Raw genomic sequence first — 20,290 nt, forward strand, 5'->3', positions numbered from 1 at the left:
TCACATTCAGCGTTTCAGTGCCCGGACGATCGCGACGATCGCGAGCACCCCGGCCAGGGCGACCAGCACCGGAGCCAGCCGTTTGACCACCGACTCGCCCGCGTACTCCATGAGGTCGATCGCTTCACCCTCGGTCATCGGCTTGACCGCTTTCAACGGCGGGCGCTCCGGGGTTTCGGGTTCCGCCGGTTCCGGCTCGGCCACGATGCCGAGCTTGCCGGACAGGCACTCCGCGAACGAGTCGAGGATCTTGCCGCCGACCTCGGTGATCAACCCGCGCCCGAACTGCGCGGGCTTACCGGTGACCGCCAGATCGGTGGCGACGGCGCCGTGGGTGACGCCGTCCTTCTCGATCAGGGTGAGCGTGACCGTCGCCGAGGCCGTGCCCGCACCGCGGGAATCCTTGCCGGACGCCTTGATCACCACCCGCCTCGCGTCCGCGTCCTTTTCGACGAACTCGCCGGATCCCTTGTAGAGCAGGGAGATCGGCCCGAGCTTGACCTTCACCGTGCCTTTGAAGGTGTCGCCTTCGACCCCGGTGATGGTGGCACCGGGCATACACGGCGCCACCCGTTCCGGATCGACGACGGCCTGCCAGACCTCGGCGACCGGGGCGGGAACGGTGAATTCATGGTCGAGCCGCACGGGCCGACCTCCCTTTCTTCTAGGAGCCTGCGGCGGCGAGGACCGCCCGGCCGGTCAGCACCCTGGCCAGGTGCTGCCGGTACTCGACGTCGGCGTTGCCGTCGGCCGTCGGGTTCGTGCCTTCGGCCGCGCGTTCGGCCGCGCCGCGGATCGCTTCGGCGGTGGCCGGGCAGCCGACCAGCGCCATCTCGACCCCGGCCGCCCGCATCGGCGTCGAACCCATGTTGGTGAGCGCGACCCGCGCCTCCTCGATGGTGCCCGCCTCGGTGCGGACGCAGGCCGCGACCGCGACCATCGACCACGCCTGCGCGACCCGGTTGAACTTCTCGTAGTGGGCATGCCAGCCGGTGTGCTTCGGTACGCGGACCTGGACGAGGATCTCGTCCGCGGCGAGCGCCGTGGTGAACATGTCCTGGAAGAAGTCCGCCGCGGCGACCGTCCGCCGCCCGCCCGGCCCGGCGACGACGAGTTCACAGCCGAGCGCGAGCACCGGTGCAAGCAGGTCCCCGGCCGGATCGGCGTGCGCGATGGCCCCGCCGAACGTGCCGCGATGCCGGATCTGCGGGTCGGCCACCGTGTCGGTGGCGGCCTTGAGCAGCGCGGCGTGCTCGGCGACCAGCGTGTCCCGCTGGACGTCGTAGTGCGTGGTCATCGAGCCGATGACCAGCGCGTCGCCGTCCTCGGCGATGCCGCGTAGTTCGGCGACCTTCCCGAGGTCGATCAGCGTGGTCGGCGTGGCGAGACGCATCCGCAGCACCGGCAGCAGGCTTTGCCCGCCCGCCAGCACCTTGGCGTCCTCGCCCGCTTCGGCGAGCGCGCTCACCGCCTCGTCCACTGTGGACGGAGCGACGTAGTCGAAGGGAGCGGGGATCACTGGGCACCTCCGGAAGCATCGATCGAACCGAGACCGCCACCGGCTTCGGAACCGAGACCACCCGCCGAAGTCGTCCCGTACTGGATGGCGTGCCAGACCCGCATCGGGGTCAGCGGCATTTCGATGTCGTTCACCCCGAAGTGCCGGACGGCGTCGATCACGGCGTTGACCACGGCCGGCGTCGAGGCGATCGTGCCGGCCTCGCCGACTCCCTTGGCGCCCAACGGGTTCGTCGTCGAAGCCGTCTCGGTGCGGTCGGTGGTGAAGAACGGCAAGTCGACCGCCGAAGGAAGCAGGTAGTCGGCGAACGTCCCCGTCGTCAGTGTCCCGCCTTCGTCGTGGACGGCCTCTTCGAACAGCGCCTGCGCGATGCCTTGCGCGAGCCCGCCATGCACCTGGCCTTCGACGATCAGCGGATTGACCACCACGCCGACGTCGTCGACGCAGACATAGGACCGCAGCTTCACCCGTCCTGTCTCGGTGTCGACCTCGGCGGCGCAGAGGTGGGTGCCGTGCGGGAAGGAGAAGTTCTCCGGATCGAACGTGTCGGCCGAATCCAGCGAGGGTTCGACCCCGTCCGGCAGGTTGTGCGCGGAGAACACGGCCCAGGCGATGTCCTGAAGGGACGTCGAGGAATCCGTGCCCTTGACGGAGAACTTGCCCGCCTCGAACTCGAGGTCGTCCTCGGCGCACTCCATCAGGTGCGCGGCGATCGGTTTCGCCTTGGCGAGCACCTTGGCCGCCGCGTTGACGACCGCGACCCCGCCGACCACCAGCGACCGCGAGCCGTAGGTGTCCATGCCCTTGTGCGAGGACTGGGTGTCACCGTGGATGACCTCGATATCCTCGAACGGGACACCGAGTTTGTCGGCGACGATCTGGCTCCACGCCGTTTCGTGGCCCTGGCCGTGCGCGGAGGCACCGGTGACCACCTCGATCTTGCCGGTGGGCAGAACCCGGATCTCCGCGTGCTCCCAGCCACCCGCCGCGTAATCCAGCGAGCCGAGCACCCGCGACGGCGCCAGGCCGCACATCTCGGTGAACGTCGAGATACCGATGCCGAGCTGGACCGAGTCGCCCGCTTCCCGCCGCTCCCGCTGCTCACGACGGAGGCCGTCGTAGTCGAAGAGTTCCTTGGCCCTGGCGGTCGCGGCCTCGTAGTTGCCCGTGTCGTAGGTCAGCCCGGCCACCGTGGTGAACGGGAACTCCTCGTGCTTGATCCAGTTCTTCTCGCGCAGTTCCATCGGGTCCATGCCCAGTTCGACGGCGAGCTCGTCCATGATCCGCTCGATCGCGAACGTGGCCTCCGGCCGCCCGGCGCCGCGGTAGGCGTCGGTGAGCGTGGTGTTGGTGAACACGTTGGTGCAGGAGAAATGGTAGGCCGGGAACTTGTAGATGGCGTTGAACATGAACGCGCCGAGGATCGGTACGCCGGGCCCGACGAGCCCGAGGTACGCGCCCATGTCGGCGAGCAGTTCGACCTTGAGGCCGGTCACCGTGCCGTCTCGGTTCGCGGTGATGGTGATGTCCTGGATCTGGTCGCGGCCGTGGTGCGCGGCGACCATCGTCTCCGAACGGGACTCGGTCCACTTGACCGGTTTCCCGAGCCGTCGCGCGATCACCGTCGACATCATCTCTTCGGGCAGCACGGCGATCTTGCCGCCGAATCCGCCGCCGACGTCCGGCGCGATCACCCGCACCTTGTGCTCGGGGATGCCGAGCGTGGCCGCGGTCATCGTCTTGAGGATGTGCGGGACCTGGGTGGACGCCCACATCACCAGCTGATTGCCCGTCGGGTCCACGACGCAGGAACGCGGTTCCATGAACGCCGGCACCAGCCGCTGCTGGCGGAACCGGCGCTTGAGCACGATCTCCGAGCCGGATATCGCGTCCTCGACGCTGGATCCCGTTCCCGCGTCGGCGGAATCGAAGACCCACACCGCGCTCTCGTTGGTGCCGAGGTCCTCGTGCACCAGCGGCGCCCCCTCGGCGAGCGCGTTCTCGAGCCCGAGGACGATCGGCAGTTCGTCGTAGTCGACGTCGATCGCCTCGAGGGCGTCGTGTGCCGCGGCCGACGTGCGGGCGACGACCACCGCGACGCCTTCACCGGCGAAGTTCACCGTGTCCGAGGCGAGGATGGGCCGCCGCGGCGACTTCATGTCCGGGGTGATCGGCCACGCGCACGGCATGCCGATGGCGCTCTCCGGGTCGAGATCCCTCCCGGTGAACACCGCGATGACGCCCGGCGCGGACTTCGCCTCCGTGGTGTCGATCGAGACGATCTTGGCGTGAGCGAAGGGACTGCGGAGGACGGCGAGGTGCAGCATCCCCGGCAGTGTCATGTTGTCGGTCCAGCGCGTGCGGCCGGTGATGAGACGCTCGTCCTCCTTGCGGCGACGGGCCTTGCCCACCTCCGGTTCGATCGTGGAGGTCATCACTCAACACCCGCGCCGACACGGGAGGCGGTGTCCGAGGCGAGCCGCTCGGCTTCCGGGCCGGCGCCCGGTCGCATGTGGTGGGCGGCGTCGCGGACCGCGCGGACGATGTTCTGGTATCCCGTACAGCGGCAGAGGTTGCCTTCGAGTCCTTCTCGGACGGCCTTTTCGTCCGGATCGGGATTGTCGGCGAGCAGGTCGATCGACTGCATGATCATGCCGGGCGTGCAGAAACCGCACTGCAGCGCGTGGTTCTCATGGAAGGCCCGCTGCACCGGATGCAGTTTGCCGTCGCGAGCCAGTCCCTCGACCGTGGTGACCTCGCACCCGTCGGCCTGGACCGCGAGTACCGAACAGGATTTCACGCTGTGCCCGTCGAGATGGACGGTGCAGGCGCCGCAGTTGCTGGTGTCGCACCCCACCACGGTGCCCACCTTCCCGACCTGTTCGCGCAGGTAGTGCACGAGCAGGGTGCGGGGCTCTACGTCGTCCGTGTAGCTGGTGCCGTCGACGTTGACGGTGATGCGCATCAGGCCTCCAAAAAGCATGAGAAACCCCGTGCGGGCCGGGGCCGTTCGGGATCGGCCGGTCATTCTGTTGTCACGGACCGACCCCGGAACGACCGTGATCGGACTCACAGTCGAGCGTGCTACTTCTGTCCGGCCGGGACAACCCCCACCAGGGGGTGGTTCCCCTTCAGGTCCGCAGATGCGTTGCGGGCTTTAGATTTTCGCCGCAGGTGCGGTTTCGCGCCGACTACTTCAATCGCTCGAGAAAACCTTGGGCGATCAACCACCCGACGTTGACCGATCCCGGCGCGCCGGGGAGCAACGCACTGTCCACTTGGTACTGGAATCCCCCACCTGGCTGAGCGAACCAGGCCGCGATCGGACCGGACTGCTGCCCTGCGTCAACGTGACGACGTACTGGATGGGCGTTCCGTCAGGTCGTAGGACGTAGCCATTCTTGGGCGGGTAGCGCCAGGAAGCAGCCGCCGAGTCGTAGTAGGTGTCGAGGAAACGCTGCTGGGGCAAGGCCCCGGTGCGGCGGTAACCGATGAGCTGGAAACCAACGTCGCCCAGTACCGGCAGCTTCTCCGGGCCGAGCCGTTTGTCACCGCGGTGATCGGTGTCCGAGCATTCGGTGAGCCGACCGGCTTGGTGCGCGGCGGTTTGTTCGGTACCGGCTTGTGCGGTGGCCGTGGTGACCGGGGCGAGGAGCAGGCCGATGGCGGCGAACACCGTCAAGGTGCGTCTCAGCAACATGATCCGAGCACACCAGGCGGCACACGGAGCGGTCTGCGGCTGATCGACTGATGTCACTGAGCCGACCGGCTGGTTCACTCAGCCCGTCATGCCGAGCACCGAGAGATCCGCGTTCGCCCCGGTGATCACGGTGGCGGCGAGCGCGCCGGGGATCTCGTGCCGGGTCAGCGCGGCCAGACCGGCGGCACCCGCGGGTTCCGGGACGACGCCGAGCGTTTCCGCGCCCAGCCGCATGGCCGCCCGCAGATCGTCGTCGTCGACCAGCACGAAGTCGTCGACGAGCGTCCGCAGCCGTCGCACCGAGTCCGGTTCCGGGGTCCGGATCGAGATCCCGCCGGCGAACGAGTTGGCCCGGTCGACGGTGATCGGCTCTCCCGCCTGCCAGCTCCTCGCCATCGCCGGGGCGGACGTGGTGCCGACGCCGACGATCCGGACGCCTGGCGCGTGCACCTTGAGCCACAGCGCGACCCCGGCGATCAGCGCGCCGTCGCCGACCGGGAGCACGACCGTGTCGATCTCGGTCTCCCTCGCCAGTTCCATGCCGATGGTGCCCGCGCCTTCGGAGATCGCGGGTTCGCGGCCGTCGACCACGAAGACGCGGTCCGGGACCTCGGCGGCGAAGGCGGCCGCGGCGTCCTTCACTTCGCCTTCGACCCGGCGCACCCGCGCGCCCAGCGCCTTCATCCGCCGCAATTTGACCGGCGAGACGTCGGCGGGGACGAACACCTCGGCCCGCAGGCCATGCCTCCGGGCGGCATACGCGATGGCCTGCCCGAAGTTCCCGCTGGTCCCGCACACCATGGTGGTCCCCGGCGCCAGCCCGGCGGCGAAGTACCCGGCTCCGCGGCCCTTGAAGCTGCGCAACGGGTTCAGGGACTCGACCTTCACCAGCACCCGCCGTCCGAGGCGCTGGTTCAGCTGCTCGTCGATGTACTGCGGGGAGTTCAGGAAAACGGGATCGATCACCGTCGCCGCCTCGGCGACGCGGTCCAGCTGCAGGTCGATGTCGGTCATAAGCAGAACCTAAGCCGGAAGCCGATCACCGCGATTGTAAATTTTCCCGCTCACGTGCAAAAATCTTGCGTGCCTCTCGACGAGATCGACTACCTGCTGCTCGACCTCGTCCAGGCGGACGCGGCCCGCCCCTTGCACGAATTCGGCGACGCCGTCGGCCTTTCCCCCAGTGCCGTGCAACGCCGTCTGACCCGGCTGCGCGCCGCGGGCGTGATCCGCGCGCAGGTCGCCGTGCTCGATCCCGAGGCGCTGAGCGCCGGCATGGCGTCGGTCATCCTGGTCGCGCTGACCAACGACGACGAGGCACACCACTCGGCGTTCCGCAGGCGCATGCTGGCCGAACCACGCGTCCAGCACTGCTACAGCATCGTCGGCCAGTGGGACTACGTCGTCGTGCTGCTCACCCCGGACCTCAAAGCGAGCAGATACCTGTCCAGGGGCCTGTTCGACGAGCACGTCAAACGGTTCGAGACCCTGCCCGCCTTCGAGGTGGTCAAGTCGAGCCAGGCCATTCCGGTGCCCGGGGTCGGCCGCGGATCCGGCCGGTAGCGGTCGGTGGTTCAGGGGTCGGACAAACGAACGGCTTGACTTGAGGGCCTTGGTCCGATCGCAGCCGAGGTGTTCGACGATTTACAGTCCCTAGTTCTTTCAGATCTGCAGATGCATCGTGTTTCGGCGTGGGGTGCCGGTGGGGTCGAGGTAGGCAGGCGGGGTGAATTCGGGGAGTCCGTCTTGGGTGATGCGGACTTTCCATTGGCTGCTGTGGATGAGTTTGTGGTGGCGTCCGCAGAGCAGGACGAGGTTGTCGATCTTTGTTTCGCCGTGGTGTCGCCACATGACGATGTGATGGGCGGTGCAGCGGAACACCGGCATGTCGCAGCCGGGCCAGGCGCAACCCCCGTCGCGGGCGGTCAACGCGTATTTCTGCGGGACGGTGACGGTGCGGGCGCTGCGTCCGACGTCGAGTGGTTCTCCGGCTTTGCCGAGGACGACGGGTCGGATGCGGCAGTCGCAGGCCAGGGTTCTCGCGTCGGTGGCGTTGAGCGGTCCGGCCAGCTCCAGCTGGGCGTTGTTGAGGTCTCGGATCAGGTCTTCATACGACATGGTGATCAGGATGTGGGTGGATTCCCCCGCCTGACCCGGCAAGTCGGGGCTGGCGGTCTTCATCCGCACGTAGTCACCGAACGCGTCTCCGTACCGTTCGGCCTGAGTGCGCGGGTCTTTCTCGCCGTCTTCGGTTTTGTGGGGTTTCGCCAGGGGATCGAGGTCGGTTCTCAGTCGGGCGTAGATCTCTTGGTCGACGGTGGCGACCACCCCGAGGCTGCCGTCCCGGTGATGGACGAACTTCAGGTCCGGGCGGGCCGGTTTCGGGTCATCGTCCTTCGGTTCTTTCCCGTCGGGATCGAGGCGGGCGAGCAGGTCACGTCCGGCCCGGGCGACTGCTTTCGGCCCGGCGACCCGGGCGAGGTCGACCAGGATCTTCTCCCCGGCCCGCACCTCCTCCTCAGGCACGGTGGCGGGGATCTGGGTGAGGGTGCGGATGATCGGGTCGAGCTGCGCACCACCCATCGCGCCCTCGGCAGCGGCCACAGCCGCCAACGGAGCCACCGCGGGCACATCCTGGCCGGTGAACGTCGGTGTCGGATGCAACGCCAGCACCCGTTCGGCACGGGCTTTCGCATCGGCGGGGGTCAGGCGCAGATCTTCCTCGATCAACCCGGCCAGCGAATCGTGTCCGGTGACTCCCCGCAGCCCGCGCCGATGAATTTCGGCATACACCTCATATTGCTCGGCCAGCAGTTTCCGGACCGCAACCTCGATATCCACTGTCCGCGACAGCAGCACATTCTTGTCGACGCGCCACCATTCGCGGCGCGTCGACTCGGGAACATCAGTGCTGGTCACAGCTTCAACATTAGCAGGAGTCGAACAGGTGTGCTAGCAAATCGAAAACTCGATTTAAAGAGGCTGGAATCGCCCTAAAGGGTGATTCAGAATCGGCGTAGCGCCCTTCGCACGCGAAGTGCGCTACGCGGAAATCGCGAGCAGAGATAATTGGACCGTGCTCACCAACTCTCAGTCGGGGACATCACGCAGAACGGCCTGGGGTGCAGCGTCCTGCGGACCGGGACGTTCAGCGAGGTGTCCCCAACGTCTCCGGGGAGAACACGTAACGGGTGAACCAGCGGTGCACCTGGCGTTGCAGGGCCAGGTCGCCATGCATGTGTACGTCGGGATGACGCAGCAGCTGTGCCCAGGACCGCTCGCCTAGCCACCACCTGGTCACCGCCATGGTCGGGGCAGCCAGCCAGATGTCGACGGGTGCTCCGGTGTCCTGCCGGCACAGGTTCACGCCAGTCCGCGACAGGTACAGCCAGTACCTCTCGTCCCGGTCGGTGAAGTCGAGGGCGAGCACGACGGTCCTTTCCGGCAGGGCTTCGACGTTGATCCGGCGCTGTATGTCCCAGGTCAGGGCTGCGGTGTCCAGGTCGTCCTCGGTCAGCGCGGCACTCTCTGTGGCCACCGCCCATCGGGCCAGTTCCCGCACCACCGGGGCCAGTGCGACGCCGGCGTTGGTCAGCCGGTAGCCGTCGTCGACGATGCCGGCGGCGCGCAGTGCCCGCAACCGCGCGGACAGCGTCGCCCGCGGGATGCGGGGCAGGCCCCGGCGGATCTCGGTGAAGGTGGACGCGCCGAGCAGCAACTCCCGCACGACCAGCAACGCCCAGCGCTCACCCACCACGTCCAGAGCCCGCGCTACCGCGCAGAACTGCCCGTACCCCGTCATGGTTCAAATATTGAACTACCGATCCGGCCACGTCCAGTCGATGATCACACCCATGAATGACGTGACGGCGACGATTGGGAACACACCGTTGGTGCGGCTGAACAGGGTCGTGCCCGTGGGATGCGCGGAGATCTTCGTCAAGGTCGAGGGGCAGAATCCGACCGGCAGCATGAAGGACCGGATGGCGCGGGCGATGATCGCCAGGGCCGAGAACGACGGACGGCTGCGGCCCGGCGACACGGTCGTCGAGTACACAGGCGGCAGCACCGGCGCATCCCTGGCGCTTGTCTGTGCAGCGAAGGGATACCGCCTGCGGATCGTCACCTCGGACGCGTTCAGCGAGGACAAGCTGGTCCAGATGGCGGCCCTCGGCGCGGAGCTCACGGTCATCCCGAGCGACCAAGGAATGATCACCAAGACACTGATCCTCGCCATGATCGAGAAGGCCGAGCAGTTCTCCCGGCAGCCGCACACCTACTGGACCGACCAGCTCACCAACACCGACAGCATCACCGGCTACCACCCACTGGGCGAGGAGATCTGGACCCAGACCGAGGGGCGGGTCGACGTGTTCGTCCAGTCGATCGGCACGATGGCCTCACTGCGCGGCACCACGACCCCGCTCAAGCGGCACAATCCGGCGCTGCGGGTCGTCGCGGTCGAACCGGCGGAGTCCGCCGTGCTCTCCGGTGGACAGCCGGGCGCGCACCGTATCGAGGGCATCGGGATCGGTTACGTGCCGCCGATGTGGGAGCCAGACCTGCCGGACGAGATCGTCCCGATCGCCACCGCTGACGCCGAGGACATGGCCAGGCGCCTGGCCCGCGAGGAGGGTCTCTTCGCTGGTACGTCGTCAGGCGCGAACGTGCTCGCCGCGATACAGATCGGCCAGCGCCTCGGACCGACCGCCAGAATCGCGACCTTACTGGTGGATTCGGGCCTGAAGTATCTCAGCACCACTGTGTACCAACGCGGATGAATTCGAAAGATGCCCTCGCCGATGGCGGCTACAACGGCGTCGGGATCGGCGTGCATACGCCGGTCAAACAGCCTCCGACGGCCAGGTACTCGATGTAAACAACCGTACCTACAACGCACTGCTGCGGGGCCTGCGTTGTCTGGGTGAGCGGGGATTCGCCGTGCTCACCGGGCGTTGGCGCGCACTGCGGCACACAACGGCGATCGGCGACATCGTCAAGGCCGCCCTCGTCCTCACGCATTTCGAACACGGCAAGACCGCATGAAACTTGTTGAGATCACGTCACTCGCCAAATATCCGAAACCAGCCGTCAGCCGTGGATCCGTCCGCTGAGCGCGGCCAGCCGCGAACCCGTCCCGCTCCACCGCAGCGCGATGATCTCCGCGGCGATCGACACGGCGGTCTCCTCGGGCGTCCGCGCGCCGAGGTCGAGGCCGATCGGTGAGGACAGCCGTTCGAGTTCCGCCTCGGTGACCCCGGCCTCGCGCAGCCGCGCGAAGCGGTCGTCGTGGGTCTTGCGGGAGCCCATCGCGCCGACGTAGCCGACGTCGAGCCGTAGCGCGACCTCCAGCAGCGGCACGTCGAACTTCGGGTCGTGGGTGAGCACGGCGATCGCGGTCCGGCCGTCGGTCCGGCCCGCTTCCGCCTCGGCGGCGAGGTACCGATGCGGCCAGTCGACGACGACTTCGTGCGCGTCGGGGAAGCGGGTCTTCGTCGCGAACACGGGGCGCGCGTCGCAGACCGTGACCTGGTAGCCGAGGTACGAGCCCATTTTCGCCATCGCGGCGGCGAAGTCGATGGCGCCGAAGACCAGCAGGCGCGCGGGTGGCTCGAAGGAGTTGACGAACACCGTCATCCCCTCGCCGCGGCGCTGCCCGTCGGGGCCGTAGTGCAGGGTGCCGGTGCGGCCGCCCGCGAGCATGCCGCGCGCGTCGTCGACGACGGCGTCGTCCATCCGGGAGGAGCCGAGTGAACCGGCGACCCGGTCCGGCCAGACGATCAGGTGCTCGCCGACCAGCCCTTCCCGTTCGTGCTCGACCACGGTCACCACGGCCACCGGTTGTCCGCCGTGGACCGATTCGACGACGTCGCCGAGTTCCGGCATCGAGTCGCGGTCGACGTGCTGGACGTAGATGTCGATGATCCCGCCGCAGGTCAGCCCCACCGCGAAGGCGTCGTCGTCGGTCACGCCGTAGCGCTGAAGCACGGGTGCGCGCTCGGCGACCACCTGCTGCGCGAGTTCGTAGACGGCGCCTTCGACGCAGCCTCCGGAGACGCTTCCGGTGACCGTGCCGTCCGGCGCGACGAGCATCGCCGCGCCCGGGCTCCGGGGTGCCGACGAGAACGTCGCCACCACCGTGCCGACCCCCACCGTCTCGCCGGCCGCCCAGCGGCGGTGCAGTTCGTCCAGTACGTCACGCATCGGCGATCTCCACCAGCAGTTGTTCCAACGTGGCCAGGCTGTGTCCGGCGAGCAGCCGATCGAGGTACGGAAGCGCGGCCACGATGCCGGACTGCACGGGAGCGTAACCTGCCCGCCCCGCGTGCGGATTAACCCAGAGTACGACGTGTGCGAGCCGGCGCAGCCTGGCGAGCTGTTCGCCGAGCAGGCCGGGGTCGCCCCGCTCCCAGCCGTCGGAGAACACGGTGACCACCGATCGCCTCGCCACGCCGCGCTGTCCCCAGCGGTCGAGGAAGGCCCGCATCGTCTCGCCGAGCCTCGTCCCGCCCGCGAAATCGGGGACGGCGGCGGCCGCGGCGAGCATCGCGTGCTCGGGGTCGCGTAACCGCAGCTGACGTGAGACCCGGGTGAGCCGCGTGCCCAGGGTGAACACCTCGACCCGGCCGGGAGCGCGCCGGGCGACGACGTGCGCGAACCGCAGCAGGGCGTCGGCGTAGGGACCCATCGAGCCGGAGACGTCGATGAGCAGGACGAGACGGCGTGGTCTGGCGCTCCGGCGCCGGTACGCCAGGCGGACGGGCTCACCACCACCCGCCAGCATCGCCCGGAGCGTGCGCGACGGATCGAGGGTGCCCCGGCGGGCGGCGCGACGGCGCGGCGACGACCGCATGGGGAGCACGGGCCGCAGCTTCGCCAGCAGTTCCCGCAGGTGGGCGCGTTCGGCGACGCTCAGTTCGGCGAGGTCGCGGTGCCGCAGGACCTCGTCCTCGCTGGCCGCCACGCGAAGCCGGTCCGGTTCGGCGCCGGACTCGCCCTCGCCGGAGGGCGCCTGGGCGAGCGAAGCGATCTTCGCGCGCTTCGGGACCGCCTGCCGGCTTCGACGCCCTGGGCGGGTCTCGGCGGCGGTGAACCAGCCGTCGAACGCGGCGTCGTAGCGCGGGAGGTCGTCGGGGTCGGCGCACAGCGTCAGGCGCCCGGCCCAGTACAGCTGTTCGGGATCGGTGAGATCGACCTCGCGCACGGCCGCGAGATAGGCCTGGACGCGGTGCGCGTCGCACGGCAGGCCCGCTTCGCGCAAAGCCTCCGCGAAGCCGACGAAACCCGCCAGGGGATCACTCACCACTCCATTATGAGCCGCGTCGGGCGAACACCGGGGTCTTCTCGCGCAGAGGTCCCATCCCGCCCATGAAGGCCGCGAGGCCGGTCAGCAGCGGGAAGCGGTCGGAAAGGCGGAGCGGCAACGGCACCGTCCGCTCGTTCAGCGTCCCGTCGAGGGCCGGCTCGATCAGCATCTTGTGCTCCCCCAGCTGCTGCTTCTGGGCCAGGGTGACGGCCAGGTTCCGTCGTCGCTGCACGCGGGCCAGGTCCCGGGCGGTCAACGTGCCCTGGACCAGCGGGCCGGCGAGGATCCGCGCGGCCGCCACGGCGTCCTGCACCGCGATGTTCACGCCCATGCCGCCGACCGGGGACATCGCGTGCGCGGCGTCCCCGATGCAGAGCACGCGCTCGGAGTACCAGTGCCGGAGCTTGGACATCCGGACCTTCAGCAGTTTGACGTCGTCCCAGTCGCGGATCGCGCTCACCACCTCGTCGTCCCAGCCGAACAGGCCGCCGATCCGGCTGCGGAACTTCTCGATCCCCTCGGCCCGCTCAGCCGCGTCCTGGCCCTTCCTGATCAGGTACGACGTCTGGAAATAGTCACCGCGGTCCATCGTCACACCGGCCCGCCCGCCCGCGAAGCAGCCGAACACCTGCGCTTCCTTGCCCGTGTCCTCACGTTTGGGCACCCGGACCCACCACACGTCCATCGGCACGTCGTACTCCTGCGACATGAGTCCCGCTTCCGCGCGCACCAGGGAGTCCCGGCCGTCGCAGCCGACCACGAGCGGCGCGGCCAGTTCCCGTTCGACGCCGTCGGAATCGCGGTAGCGCACCCCGCCGCCCTTGCGCAGGCCGGTCACCTCCGCGCCCATCCGCAGGGTGAACGTCGGCTCCTCGGCGGCGGCTTCGGCCAGCAGATTCAGGAAATCCCACTGCGGGACCATCGCGATGTACTTGTGCGGCCCGGGAACCCGGCTGAAGTCGGCGGCCACGATCTTCGCGTCGCCGATCACCATCCGCATCTTCTCCAGCCGCCGCGAGGGCAACCGCGCGAACCGCTCGCCCAGACCGAGTTCGTCGAGCAACATCAACGTCGGGGGATGCACCGTGTCACCGCGGAAATCGCGGAAGAAGTCCGCGTGCTTTTCGAGAACCGTGACCTCGACCCCGGCTCTCGCGAGCAAGAGTCCGAGCACCATCCCCGCCGGACCGCCCCCCACCACACAACACTGTGTACGTTCCATAATCGAGTTCTAGCGCGCCCGGCGGGCCATTGCGAGGTATTCGGCTCCGAAGAGGACCTAGGTCCTGCCGGAAATCCGCGTTTCTCGCTACGGTGACGGCATGTTCCCGTCCCGTGCCGTGCTCGCCGCCCTGCTCGCCTGCGCCCTCGGTGTGGCCGCGGCCCCCGCCGCCTCGGCGGCTCCGAAACACTCCCCGGTTCCGGTCGTGTACGACGGCGACTCGGATTTCGCGGACATCGCGACGCTCGCGTACCTGTGCCAGGCGCACAAGCAGCGCCGGATCGACCTACGCGCGGTCACCGTGACCAACAACGGCGCCGGGATGCCCGGACGCGCGCTGACCCATGTGCGGACGGCGCTCGAGAAATGCGGCCTGTCCGGTATTCCGGTCGCCGACGGATCCGACACCGGCGTGAACCCGATGCCCGCGGACGGTCGCGCCTGGACCGAAAGCATCCTCAACGGCGCGCTCGGCGACGCCGGCGAGCCGGCGAAACCGTCGAAGATCCGCGCGTCGGCACTGCTCGCGGCGACGGTGCTCAAGTCGTCGAAACCGGTCGTCGTGATCGCGACCGGGCCGCTGACCAATGTCGCGAAGGCACTGGATGTTCCCGGTGTGGCACAACGGATTTCGCGGCTCTCGGTGATGGGCGGCGCCTTCGACGTCCCGGGCAACCTGTTCGGCCCGGGCGCGGAGAAGTTCGACGGCACCCAAGAGGTCAACATGTGGCTCGACCCCGCGTCGGCCGACAAGGTCTTCGCCGGGATCCCGCGCGGCCGGGTCGACATCATCCCGCTCGACGCCACGAACGACGCCCCGATCACACCATCCTATGTGGAGCGTCTGGGACGGGAAGGCCGCACCGCGGAAGCGAAACTGGTCCACGCGATCGTCACTCAGCCCGACCTCACGCCGTACATCCAGGACGGCTCGGCCTTCTGGTGGGACACGCTCGCCTCGTCCGCGGTCTTCGACGCGGTGAGCCCGGTGAAGCTGCGCCCGGCGAAGGTCGACGTCCGGCAGGACGGCGCGGCCGCGGGACGCACCTACGTCACGCCGAAGGGCACGCCGCAGAACGTCGGCTACGACACCGATCCCGTCGCCTACGAGAACGGCTTCCTGAAGATGCTGAACGGCTAGGCGCGCGAGCGCAGCCCGGCGATGAGGACCCCGACCATGCGACGCGCGTCGTACCGGGAATCGCCGCCGGCACCGATGCAGAGGTTCCCGACGCCGCGCATGACCTCGATCGCCTGCAGGTCGGAGCGGATCTCGCCGGACTCGGCCGCGGCGTCGAGCAACTGCCCGCATACCGGCAGGAGACGGTCGAGGAAGTAGGCGTGCAGCGTCTCGAAACCGGTGTTGTCCGCCTGCAGCACGGCGGCGAGGCCGTGTTTGGTGACCAGGAAGTCGACGAAGAGGTCGATCCAGCGGCCTAGTGCGGTGTACGGGGTTTCGCTGCTCTCCAGCAGGGCCGGCCCGGCTTCGGCGCAGGCCTCGACCTGGTGCCGGTAGACGGCGATGATGAGGTCCGCCCTGGTCGGGAAGTGCCGGTAGATCGTGCCCATGCCGACGCCGGCCTTCGCCGCGATGTCGCGGACCGGAGCCTCGACCCCTGACGTCACGAAGACCGCGGCCGCCGCGTCGAGCAGGGTCTCTTCGTTACGCCGGGCGTCCGCGCGTTTGGACTTGGTGCCTTCTCCGCTCAAGCCACTCCTCCGCTCACGTCTACCGGATCACCGTTCCGTTTGACCAGGGTAACCCGGACGACCCCTCAGGCGAGCAGCTTGTCCAGTTTCGCGCGGACCCGGTCCAGATCCTCGCTGTACTTCAGCACCGAGCCGAGCGTCCGCGCCCCCGTCGCGGCGTCCAATTCGGACATACCCAGCGCCAGCAGTGCCTGAGCCCAGTCGAGGGATTCCGCCACCCCGGGCGGTTTCAGCAGTTCCATCGTCCTGAGCCGCTGCACCGCCGTCGCGACCTGCGTCGCGAGCCGCTCGCCCACCTGCGGGATCTTGCGGCGCAGGATTTCGATCTCCCGGCCGAGATCCGGGTGTTCGAGCCAGTGATAGAGACATCGGCGCTTGAGCGCGTCGTGCACTTCGCGGGTCCGGTTCGAGGTGAGCACCACGAGCGGCGGATGCTCGGCCCGCACCTCACCGAACTCGGGAATGGTGACGGCGTTCTCGTCGAGCAGTTGCAGCAGGAACGCTTCGAACTCGTCGTCGGCCCGGTCGATCTCGTCGACCAGCAGGACACACGGCGAGATCTGCAACGCGCGCAACAGCGGCCGGGCAAGGAGGAATCGTTCGGTGTAGAGGGATTGCTCCGCCGTCTCGACGTCGAGTTCGCCGCCGCCCGAGGCTTCGAGCGCGCGCAGGTGCAGCAACTGGCGGGGGAAATCCCATTCGTACAGCGCCTGCGCCGCGTCGATGCCCTCGTGACACTGGAGCCGGATGAGCGGCAGGTCCAGCGCCTCCGCCAGACCCAAGGCGAGCGAGGTCTTGCCGGTTCCCGGTTCGCCCTCGCAGAACAGCGGGCGGCCGAGCCGCAAGGCGAGGAACCCGGCCGTGGCGATGCCGTCGTCGGCGAGGTAGCCGACCGATTCGAGTGCTTCGGCCAGTTTCTCCGGCGATTCGACGGTCACTTCCCGATCGTAAGCCCCGGAGCGCGCCCGCTCAGCGGGGAAGATCCGCGCGGTGGTCCACATCGTGCCCGGACCCGAGGTCGCCGCATTCGACGAGCCGCAGGTCGGGGCGGCCTTTGAGCCAGTCCCGCGCGCCCTTGTCCCCCGACGCGCCCGCCACGACCTCCGGCCACCAGCGACGGCCGAGCACGACGGGATGGCCGGGGACGCCGTCGTAGGCGGCCCGCGCGACGGTGCTCGCGTCGGCTCCGTCCATCACCCGGCGCACCACCTCGGCCCCGACCCCGGGCAGATCCACGAGGTGGACGACAGCGGCTTCCGCACCGCCCTTCTCCAGCGCCTTCAGGCCCGCGCGCAGCGATGCCCCCATGCCGGATTCCCACTCCTCGGCCACGACGGCGGACGTGAGGTCGGGCAGGATCGCGCGGACGTCGTCGGCCGCGGCACCCAGCACCACCCGGACCGGCGAGCAGCCGGCGTCGGCGAGTACCCGCAGCGCGCGGACGACGAACGGTTCGCCGTCGAGGACGGCCAGCGCCTTCGGACCGCCGAACCGGCGCCCGGCCCCGGCCGCGAGCAGCAGGCCGGCGACGTCAGCCATGCTGTGTCTTATCCATGATGAGCCCGGCTCGGCGGTGCCGAAGCCAGATCGGTCTCGATGGCCCGCGCCGCGGTGAGCAGCGACGGCAGCAGTTCGCGCTCGACCGACTCCGGCGTCGTCCGGCTGGCGTGGGTGGACAGGTTGACCGCGGCCACGATCCGGCCCTGCCGGTCCCGGATCGGGGCGGCGATCGAGCGAAGGCCCTCTTCCAGTTCTTGGTCGACCATCGCCCAGCCCTGCTGAGAGACGCGCCGCAACTCGTCGTGCAGGTCTTTTTGCCTGGTCAACGTGCGCGCGGTCAGTTTCTCGAGCTTGGCCGCGTCGAAGTAGCCGTGCAGATCGGGATCTTCGAGCCCGGCCAGCAGGACGTGCCCCATCGACGTCGCGTGGGCCGGGAATCGGGTGCCGACGTTGATGCTGACGGTCATGATGCGCGAGACGGCGACACGCGCGACGTAGACGATGTCCAGTCCTTCGAGGACCGACACCGAGCTCGACTCGTGCACCTCGGCGGACAGCCGCTCCAGATGCGGCTGGGCGACCTCGGGCAGCGACATGCTCGACAGGTAGGAGTAGCCGAGTTCGAGGACCCGCGCGGTGAGCGAGAAGTACTTGCCGTCCGTGCGCACGTAGCCGAGGTCGACGAGGGTGAGCAGGAACCGGCGTGCCGCCGCTCTGGTCAGCCCGGTGGAACGGGCGACATCGCTGAGCGTCAGCTCCGCCGCGTCGGCGTTGAACGCCTTGATCACCGCCAGCCCGCGCTCCAGCGACTGGACATGGTGCGCTCCGCGCTCGGTCACCTCGCCTTCGTCCATACGAGAACCCTAACCGCCGCTCTCCTCCTGGGCGGCAGGCTCACCGAGTTCGGCGAGCACCCGCTGGGCGACGGCGAACGCGGCGTTGGCCGCCGGGGCGCCCGCGTACACGGCGGTGTGCAGCAGTACCTCGGAAATCTCCTGCGCGGTGAGTCCATTATGGACCGCCGCGCGGACGTGCATGGCGAGTTCGTCGTGGGCGTGCAGCGCGGTGAGGGCGGCCAGCGTCACACAACTGCGGGTCTTGCGGTCGAGCCCGTCGCGCGACCAGACCGAACCCCACGCGCCCCGGGTGATGTAGTCCTGGAACGGGCGGCTGAACTCGGTGGTGCGGGAAACCGCGCGGTCGACGTGCTCGTCTCCGAGGACTTCGCGGCGCACCCGCATGCCGGTCTCGTAAGTGTCGTCCGTCATCGGGTGGCCTCCAGATGCTCGACGATCAGCGCGGTGAACCGTTCGGGCTGCTCGAAGCTTCCCAGATGCGCGGCGTCTTCGACGACCGCGAGCCGGGCGTCCGGGATCCCGCCCGCGATCACCTCGGCGTGCTCGACCGGGGTGGCCTGGTCCTCGGCACCGGCGATGACCAGGGTCCGCGCCTCGATCTTCGGCAGGTCGTCGACGAGGTCCAGATGCTCGATGGCCGTACAGGAGGCCGCGTAACCCTCGGCCGGGATTCCCGCGATCATCTCGCGCAGGTACGCGACCTGCCCGGGATGCGCGGCGGCGTAGCCCGGGGTCACCCAGCGGCCGACGCCGGCCTCGGCGACCGAACCGGTGCCGTTCTCCCGGACCGTCTTCGCCCGGTCCGCCCACATCGTCGGCGGCCCGAGTTTCGCGGAAGTGCAGCAGAGCACGAGGCTTTCGATCCTCTCGGCGGCGTGGATCCCGAGCCACATCCCGGTCATCCCGCCGAGTGAAAGCCCGACGACGTGGGCGCGTTCGACGCGCTGCGCGTCGAGCAGGGCGATCAGATCACCGCCGAGGTCGTCGAGGCTGTACGGGCCGGACGGCACCGGAGACGCGCCATGCCCGCGCGTGTCGTAGCGGATGACCCGGAAACCCTGGTCCACCAAGGGTTTCACCTGCGGCTCCCACATGCGGTGGTCACTGCCGAGCGACCCGCTGAACACCACGACCGGGCCGTCCTCGGGCCCCTCCGCGACGCTGTGCGCCTTCACCGGCTCAGACATCGAAGAAGACCGTCTCTCCCTGGCCCTGCAAGCGTATGTCGAACCGGTAGCCCTCGCCGGTCTTGACGGCGATCAACGTGCCTCGACGGGCCTCCGGCACCGACGCGAGCACCGGATCTCCGGAGGTGTCGTCGTCTTCGAAGTAGATCCGGGTGACCACGCGGTGCAGGAGGCCGCGCGCGAGCACCGAGACGTCGATATGCGGCGCCTGGGTGCTGCCCGACGGACCCGGCAGCGCTCCGGGCTTGACGGTGCGGATCTCGTAGTTCCCGGCCGGATCGGTCGGGCAGCGCCCGAAGCCCCGGAACCCGCTCGCGACCGCGCCGCGCGGGTCGCCGGGGTGGTCGAACCGGCCGTCGGCGTCGGCCTGCCAGGTCTCGATCATCGCGTCCGGGACGGGTTCGCCCGCGCCGTCGAAGACCTGGCCCTGGATGCGGATCGCGGCGGGTTCGTCCGCGGCGACGACGTCCGGCCCGTCGGGCCAGGGCAGGCCGATGGACAGGTACGGCCCGACGGTCTGGGAAGGGGTCGTCTCGAGCATCAGTGCTCGTCCTCCTCGTCTTCGAAGACCGACGCCTCGCGGCCGCGGACGACGATGTCGAACTGGAAGGCCAGCGCCCACTCGGCTTCGGTGCGGTCGAGGTCGAACCGCGCGATCATCCGCTGCCGCGCCTTCTCGTCGGGGATCGAGTTGAAGATCGGGTCCTGGGAGAACAGCGGGTCTTCCGGGAAGTACATCTGGGTGACCAGGCGCTGGGTGAACGCGCTGCCGAAGACCGAGAAGTGAATATGCGCCGGACGCCAGGCGTTGTCGTGGTTCTTCCACGGGTACGCGCCCGGTTTGATGGTGGTGAAGGTGTAGCGGCCTTCGCCGTCGGTCAGGGTCCGGCCCGCGCCGTCGAAATGGGGGTCGATCGGCGACGGCCAGCGGTCCAAGGTGTGCCGGTACCGGCCGCCCGCGTTCGCCTGCCAGATCTCGACGAGCGAATCCCGGATCGGCCGTCCGTCGCCGTCGAGCAGCCGTCCGGTGACGACGATCCGCTGGCCTTGCGGCTCACCCGCGTGTCCCTTGGTGAGGTCGTGGTCGAACTCGCCGACGCGCCCCGGCCCCAGCGCCGGCCCGGTGACCTCGGTCAGCAGGTGCGGGAGCACGATCAGCGGTTCCTGGGGGTGGCGCAACGCCGTCGACCGGTATCCGGCGAAGCCGAGCGGCGGATGCGTCCCCTCCGGGTCGCGCCGGTAGCGCGGGAGCCTGAGTTCTGCGGGTGCGGACATACTGCCTCCTCCAG

General features: G+C 69.0%; 22 protein-coding genes. 3 read left to right on the forward strand and 19 right to left on the reverse strand.

Annotation, left to right across the window (positions count from 1 at the left end):
• Positions 1-6 precede the first annotated feature (6 nt).
• The 6 genes from ACLJRL_RS30005 to ACLJRL_RS30030 all read right to left on the reverse strand — a co-directional run bounded on the left by ACLJRL_RS30005 (position 7) and on the right by ACLJRL_RS30030 (position 6,233).
• Complete coding sequence (locus ACLJRL_RS30005; RefSeq protein ID WP_410659679.1) at positions 7-645, reverse strand: SRPBCC family protein; 639 nt, start codon at positions 643-645, stop codon at positions 7-9.
• 19 nt (positions 646-664) lie between these two features.
• Positions 665-1,519 (reverse strand): FAD binding domain-containing protein, encoded by an 855-nt coding sequence (locus ACLJRL_RS30010; protein WP_410659680.1) that lies wholly within the window; start codon positions 1,517-1,519, stop codon positions 665-667.
• A complete protein-coding gene (locus ACLJRL_RS30015) occupies positions 1,516-3,954 on the reverse strand; it encodes a xanthine dehydrogenase family protein molybdopterin-binding subunit (RefSeq protein ID WP_410659681.1) in 2,439 nt (812 codons plus the stop codon). Before ACLJRL_RS30015 ends, ACLJRL_RS30010 begins: the two co-directional genes overlap by 4 nt.
• Complete coding sequence (locus ACLJRL_RS30020) at positions 3,954-4,484, reverse strand: (2Fe-2S)-binding protein (RefSeq protein ID WP_410659682.1); 531 nt, start codon at positions 4,482-4,484, stop codon at positions 3,954-3,956. Before ACLJRL_RS30020 ends, ACLJRL_RS30015 begins: the two co-directional genes overlap by 1 nt.
• Before the next feature lie 226 nt (positions 4,485-4,710).
• On the reverse strand, positions 4,711-4,842 hold the full coding sequence (locus tag ACLJRL_RS30025; protein WP_410659906.1) for a glycohydrolase toxin TNT-related protein: 132 nt from the start codon (positions 4,840-4,842) through the stop codon (positions 4,711-4,713).
• A gap of 455 nt (positions 4,843-5,297) precedes the next feature.
• The gene (locus ACLJRL_RS30030; RefSeq protein ID WP_410659683.1) at positions 5,298-6,233 is read right to left on the reverse strand and encodes a threonine/serine dehydratase; all 936 of its coding nucleotides are present in this window, start codon (positions 6,231-6,233) and stop codon (positions 5,298-5,300) included.
• Positions 6,234-6,302: 69 nt separating this feature from the next.
• On the opposite strand from ACLJRL_RS30030, the gene ACLJRL_RS30035 reads away from it, so the two are divergent.
• Positions 6,303-6,782 carry an Lrp/AsnC family transcriptional regulator gene (locus ACLJRL_RS30035; RefSeq protein ID WP_410659684.1) on the forward strand — a complete coding sequence of 160 codons (480 nt, stop codon included), beginning with the start codon at positions 6,303-6,305 and terminating at the stop codon, positions 6,780-6,782.
• Positions 6,783-6,881: 99 nt separating this feature from the next.
• Here the strand turns inward: ACLJRL_RS30035 and ACLJRL_RS30040 are convergent, their stop codons facing one another.
• Together ACLJRL_RS30040 and ACLJRL_RS30045 are read right to left on the reverse strand one after the other, a co-directional pair.
• Positions 6,882-8,138: a DUF222 domain-containing protein gene (locus ACLJRL_RS30040; RefSeq protein WP_410659685.1), complete on the reverse strand. Its 1,257-nt coding sequence runs from the start codon at positions 8,136-8,138 to the stop codon at positions 6,882-6,884.
• A gap of 229 nt (positions 8,139-8,367) precedes the next feature.
• Positions 8,368-9,021 (reverse strand): winged helix-turn-helix transcriptional regulator, encoded by a 654-nt coding sequence (locus ACLJRL_RS30045; RefSeq protein ID WP_410659686.1) that lies wholly within the window; start codon positions 9,019-9,021, stop codon positions 8,368-8,370.
• Between the two features lie 52 nt (positions 9,022-9,073).
• On the opposite strand from ACLJRL_RS30045, the gene ACLJRL_RS30050 reads away from it, so the two are divergent.
• Positions 9,074-10,000: a PLP-dependent cysteine synthase family protein gene (locus ACLJRL_RS30050; protein ID WP_410659687.1), complete on the forward strand. Its 927-nt coding sequence runs from the start codon at positions 9,074-9,076 to the stop codon at positions 9,998-10,000.
• A 310-nt stretch (positions 10,001-10,310) separates the two neighbouring features.
• On the opposite strand, the gene ACLJRL_RS30055 is transcribed toward ACLJRL_RS30050, so the two are convergent.
• From ACLJRL_RS30055 to ACLJRL_RS30065, 3 genes are read right to left on the reverse strand one after another with little or no spacing between them, the layout of a single operon-like run.
• Positions 10,311-11,423, reverse strand: coding sequence for an XdhC family protein (locus ACLJRL_RS30055; protein ID WP_410659688.1), 1,113 nt, complete (start codon positions 11,421-11,423; stop codon positions 10,311-10,313).
• The gene (locus tag ACLJRL_RS30060; RefSeq protein ID WP_410659689.1) at positions 11,416-12,522 is read right to left on the reverse strand and encodes a vWA domain-containing protein; all 1,107 of its coding nucleotides are present in this window, start codon (positions 12,520-12,522) and stop codon (positions 11,416-11,418) included. The genes ACLJRL_RS30055 and ACLJRL_RS30060 overlap by 8 nt, the downstream gene beginning before the upstream one ends.
• 7 nt (positions 12,523-12,529) lie before the next feature.
• Positions 12,530-13,747, reverse strand: a complete 1,218-nt coding sequence (locus tag ACLJRL_RS30065) for an FAD-dependent oxidoreductase (protein ID WP_410659690.1) — start codon at positions 13,745-13,747, stop codon at positions 12,530-12,532.
• Positions 13,748-13,847: 100 nt separating this feature from the next.
• On the opposite strand from ACLJRL_RS30065, the gene ACLJRL_RS30070 reads away from it, so the two are divergent.
• Positions 13,848-14,888, forward strand: a complete 1,041-nt coding sequence (locus ACLJRL_RS30070; RefSeq protein WP_410659691.1) for a nucleoside hydrolase — start codon at positions 13,848-13,850, stop codon at positions 14,886-14,888.
• Here the strand turns inward: ACLJRL_RS30070 and ACLJRL_RS30075 are convergent.
• From ACLJRL_RS30075 to pcaH, 8 genes are all read right to left on the reverse strand, one after another.
• Positions 14,885-15,457, reverse strand: coding sequence for a TetR/AcrR family transcriptional regulator (locus ACLJRL_RS30075; RefSeq protein ID WP_410659692.1), 573 nt, complete (start codon positions 15,455-15,457; stop codon positions 14,885-14,887). The two genes, ACLJRL_RS30070 and ACLJRL_RS30075, sit on opposite strands and share 4 nt — an antisense overlap.
• A gap of 65 nt (positions 15,458-15,522) precedes the next feature.
• Positions 15,523-16,395 carry an AAA family ATPase gene (locus ACLJRL_RS30080; protein ID WP_410659693.1) on the reverse strand — a complete coding sequence of 291 codons (873 nt, stop codon included), beginning with the start codon at positions 16,393-16,395 and terminating at the stop codon, positions 15,523-15,525.
• A 31-nt stretch (positions 16,396-16,426) separates the two neighbouring features.
• Positions 16,427-16,996, reverse strand: a complete 570-nt coding sequence (locus ACLJRL_RS30085; protein ID WP_410659694.1) for an NTP transferase domain-containing protein — start codon at positions 16,994-16,996, stop codon at positions 16,427-16,429.
• Between the two features lie 8 nt (positions 16,997-17,004).
• On the reverse strand, positions 17,005-17,811 hold the full coding sequence (locus ACLJRL_RS30090) for an IclR family transcriptional regulator C-terminal domain-containing protein (protein WP_410659695.1): 807 nt from the start codon (positions 17,809-17,811) through the stop codon (positions 17,005-17,007).
• 9 nt (positions 17,812-17,820) lie between these two features.
• Entirely contained in the window at positions 17,821-18,225 is a 405-nt protein-coding gene (pcaC, locus tag ACLJRL_RS30095; protein ID WP_410659696.1) for a 4-carboxymuconolactone decarboxylase, read from the reverse strand.
• On the reverse strand, positions 18,222-19,001 hold the full coding sequence (gene pcaD, locus ACLJRL_RS30100) for a 3-oxoadipate enol-lactonase (protein ID WP_410659697.1): 780 nt from the start codon (positions 18,999-19,001) through the stop codon (positions 18,222-18,224). Before pcaD ends, pcaC begins: the two co-directional genes overlap by 4 nt.
• Positions 18,994-19,542, reverse strand: a complete 549-nt coding sequence (gene pcaG / locus ACLJRL_RS30105; protein ID WP_410659698.1) for a protocatechuate 3,4-dioxygenase subunit alpha — start codon at positions 19,540-19,542, stop codon at positions 18,994-18,996. Before pcaG ends, pcaD begins: the two co-directional genes overlap by 8 nt.
• The gene (pcaH, locus tag ACLJRL_RS30110; protein ID WP_410659699.1) at positions 19,542-20,276 is read right to left on the reverse strand and encodes a protocatechuate 3,4-dioxygenase subunit beta; all 735 of its coding nucleotides are present in this window, start codon (positions 20,274-20,276) and stop codon (positions 19,542-19,544) included. The genes pcaG and pcaH overlap by 1 nt, the downstream gene beginning before the upstream one ends.
• Positions 20,277-20,290 lie beyond the last annotated feature (14 nt).

It is taken from the genome of Amycolatopsis sp. lyj-112 (assembly GCF_046549055.1).
GTDB lineage: Bacteria > Actinomycetota > Actinomycetes > Mycobacteriales > Pseudonocardiaceae > Amycolatopsis.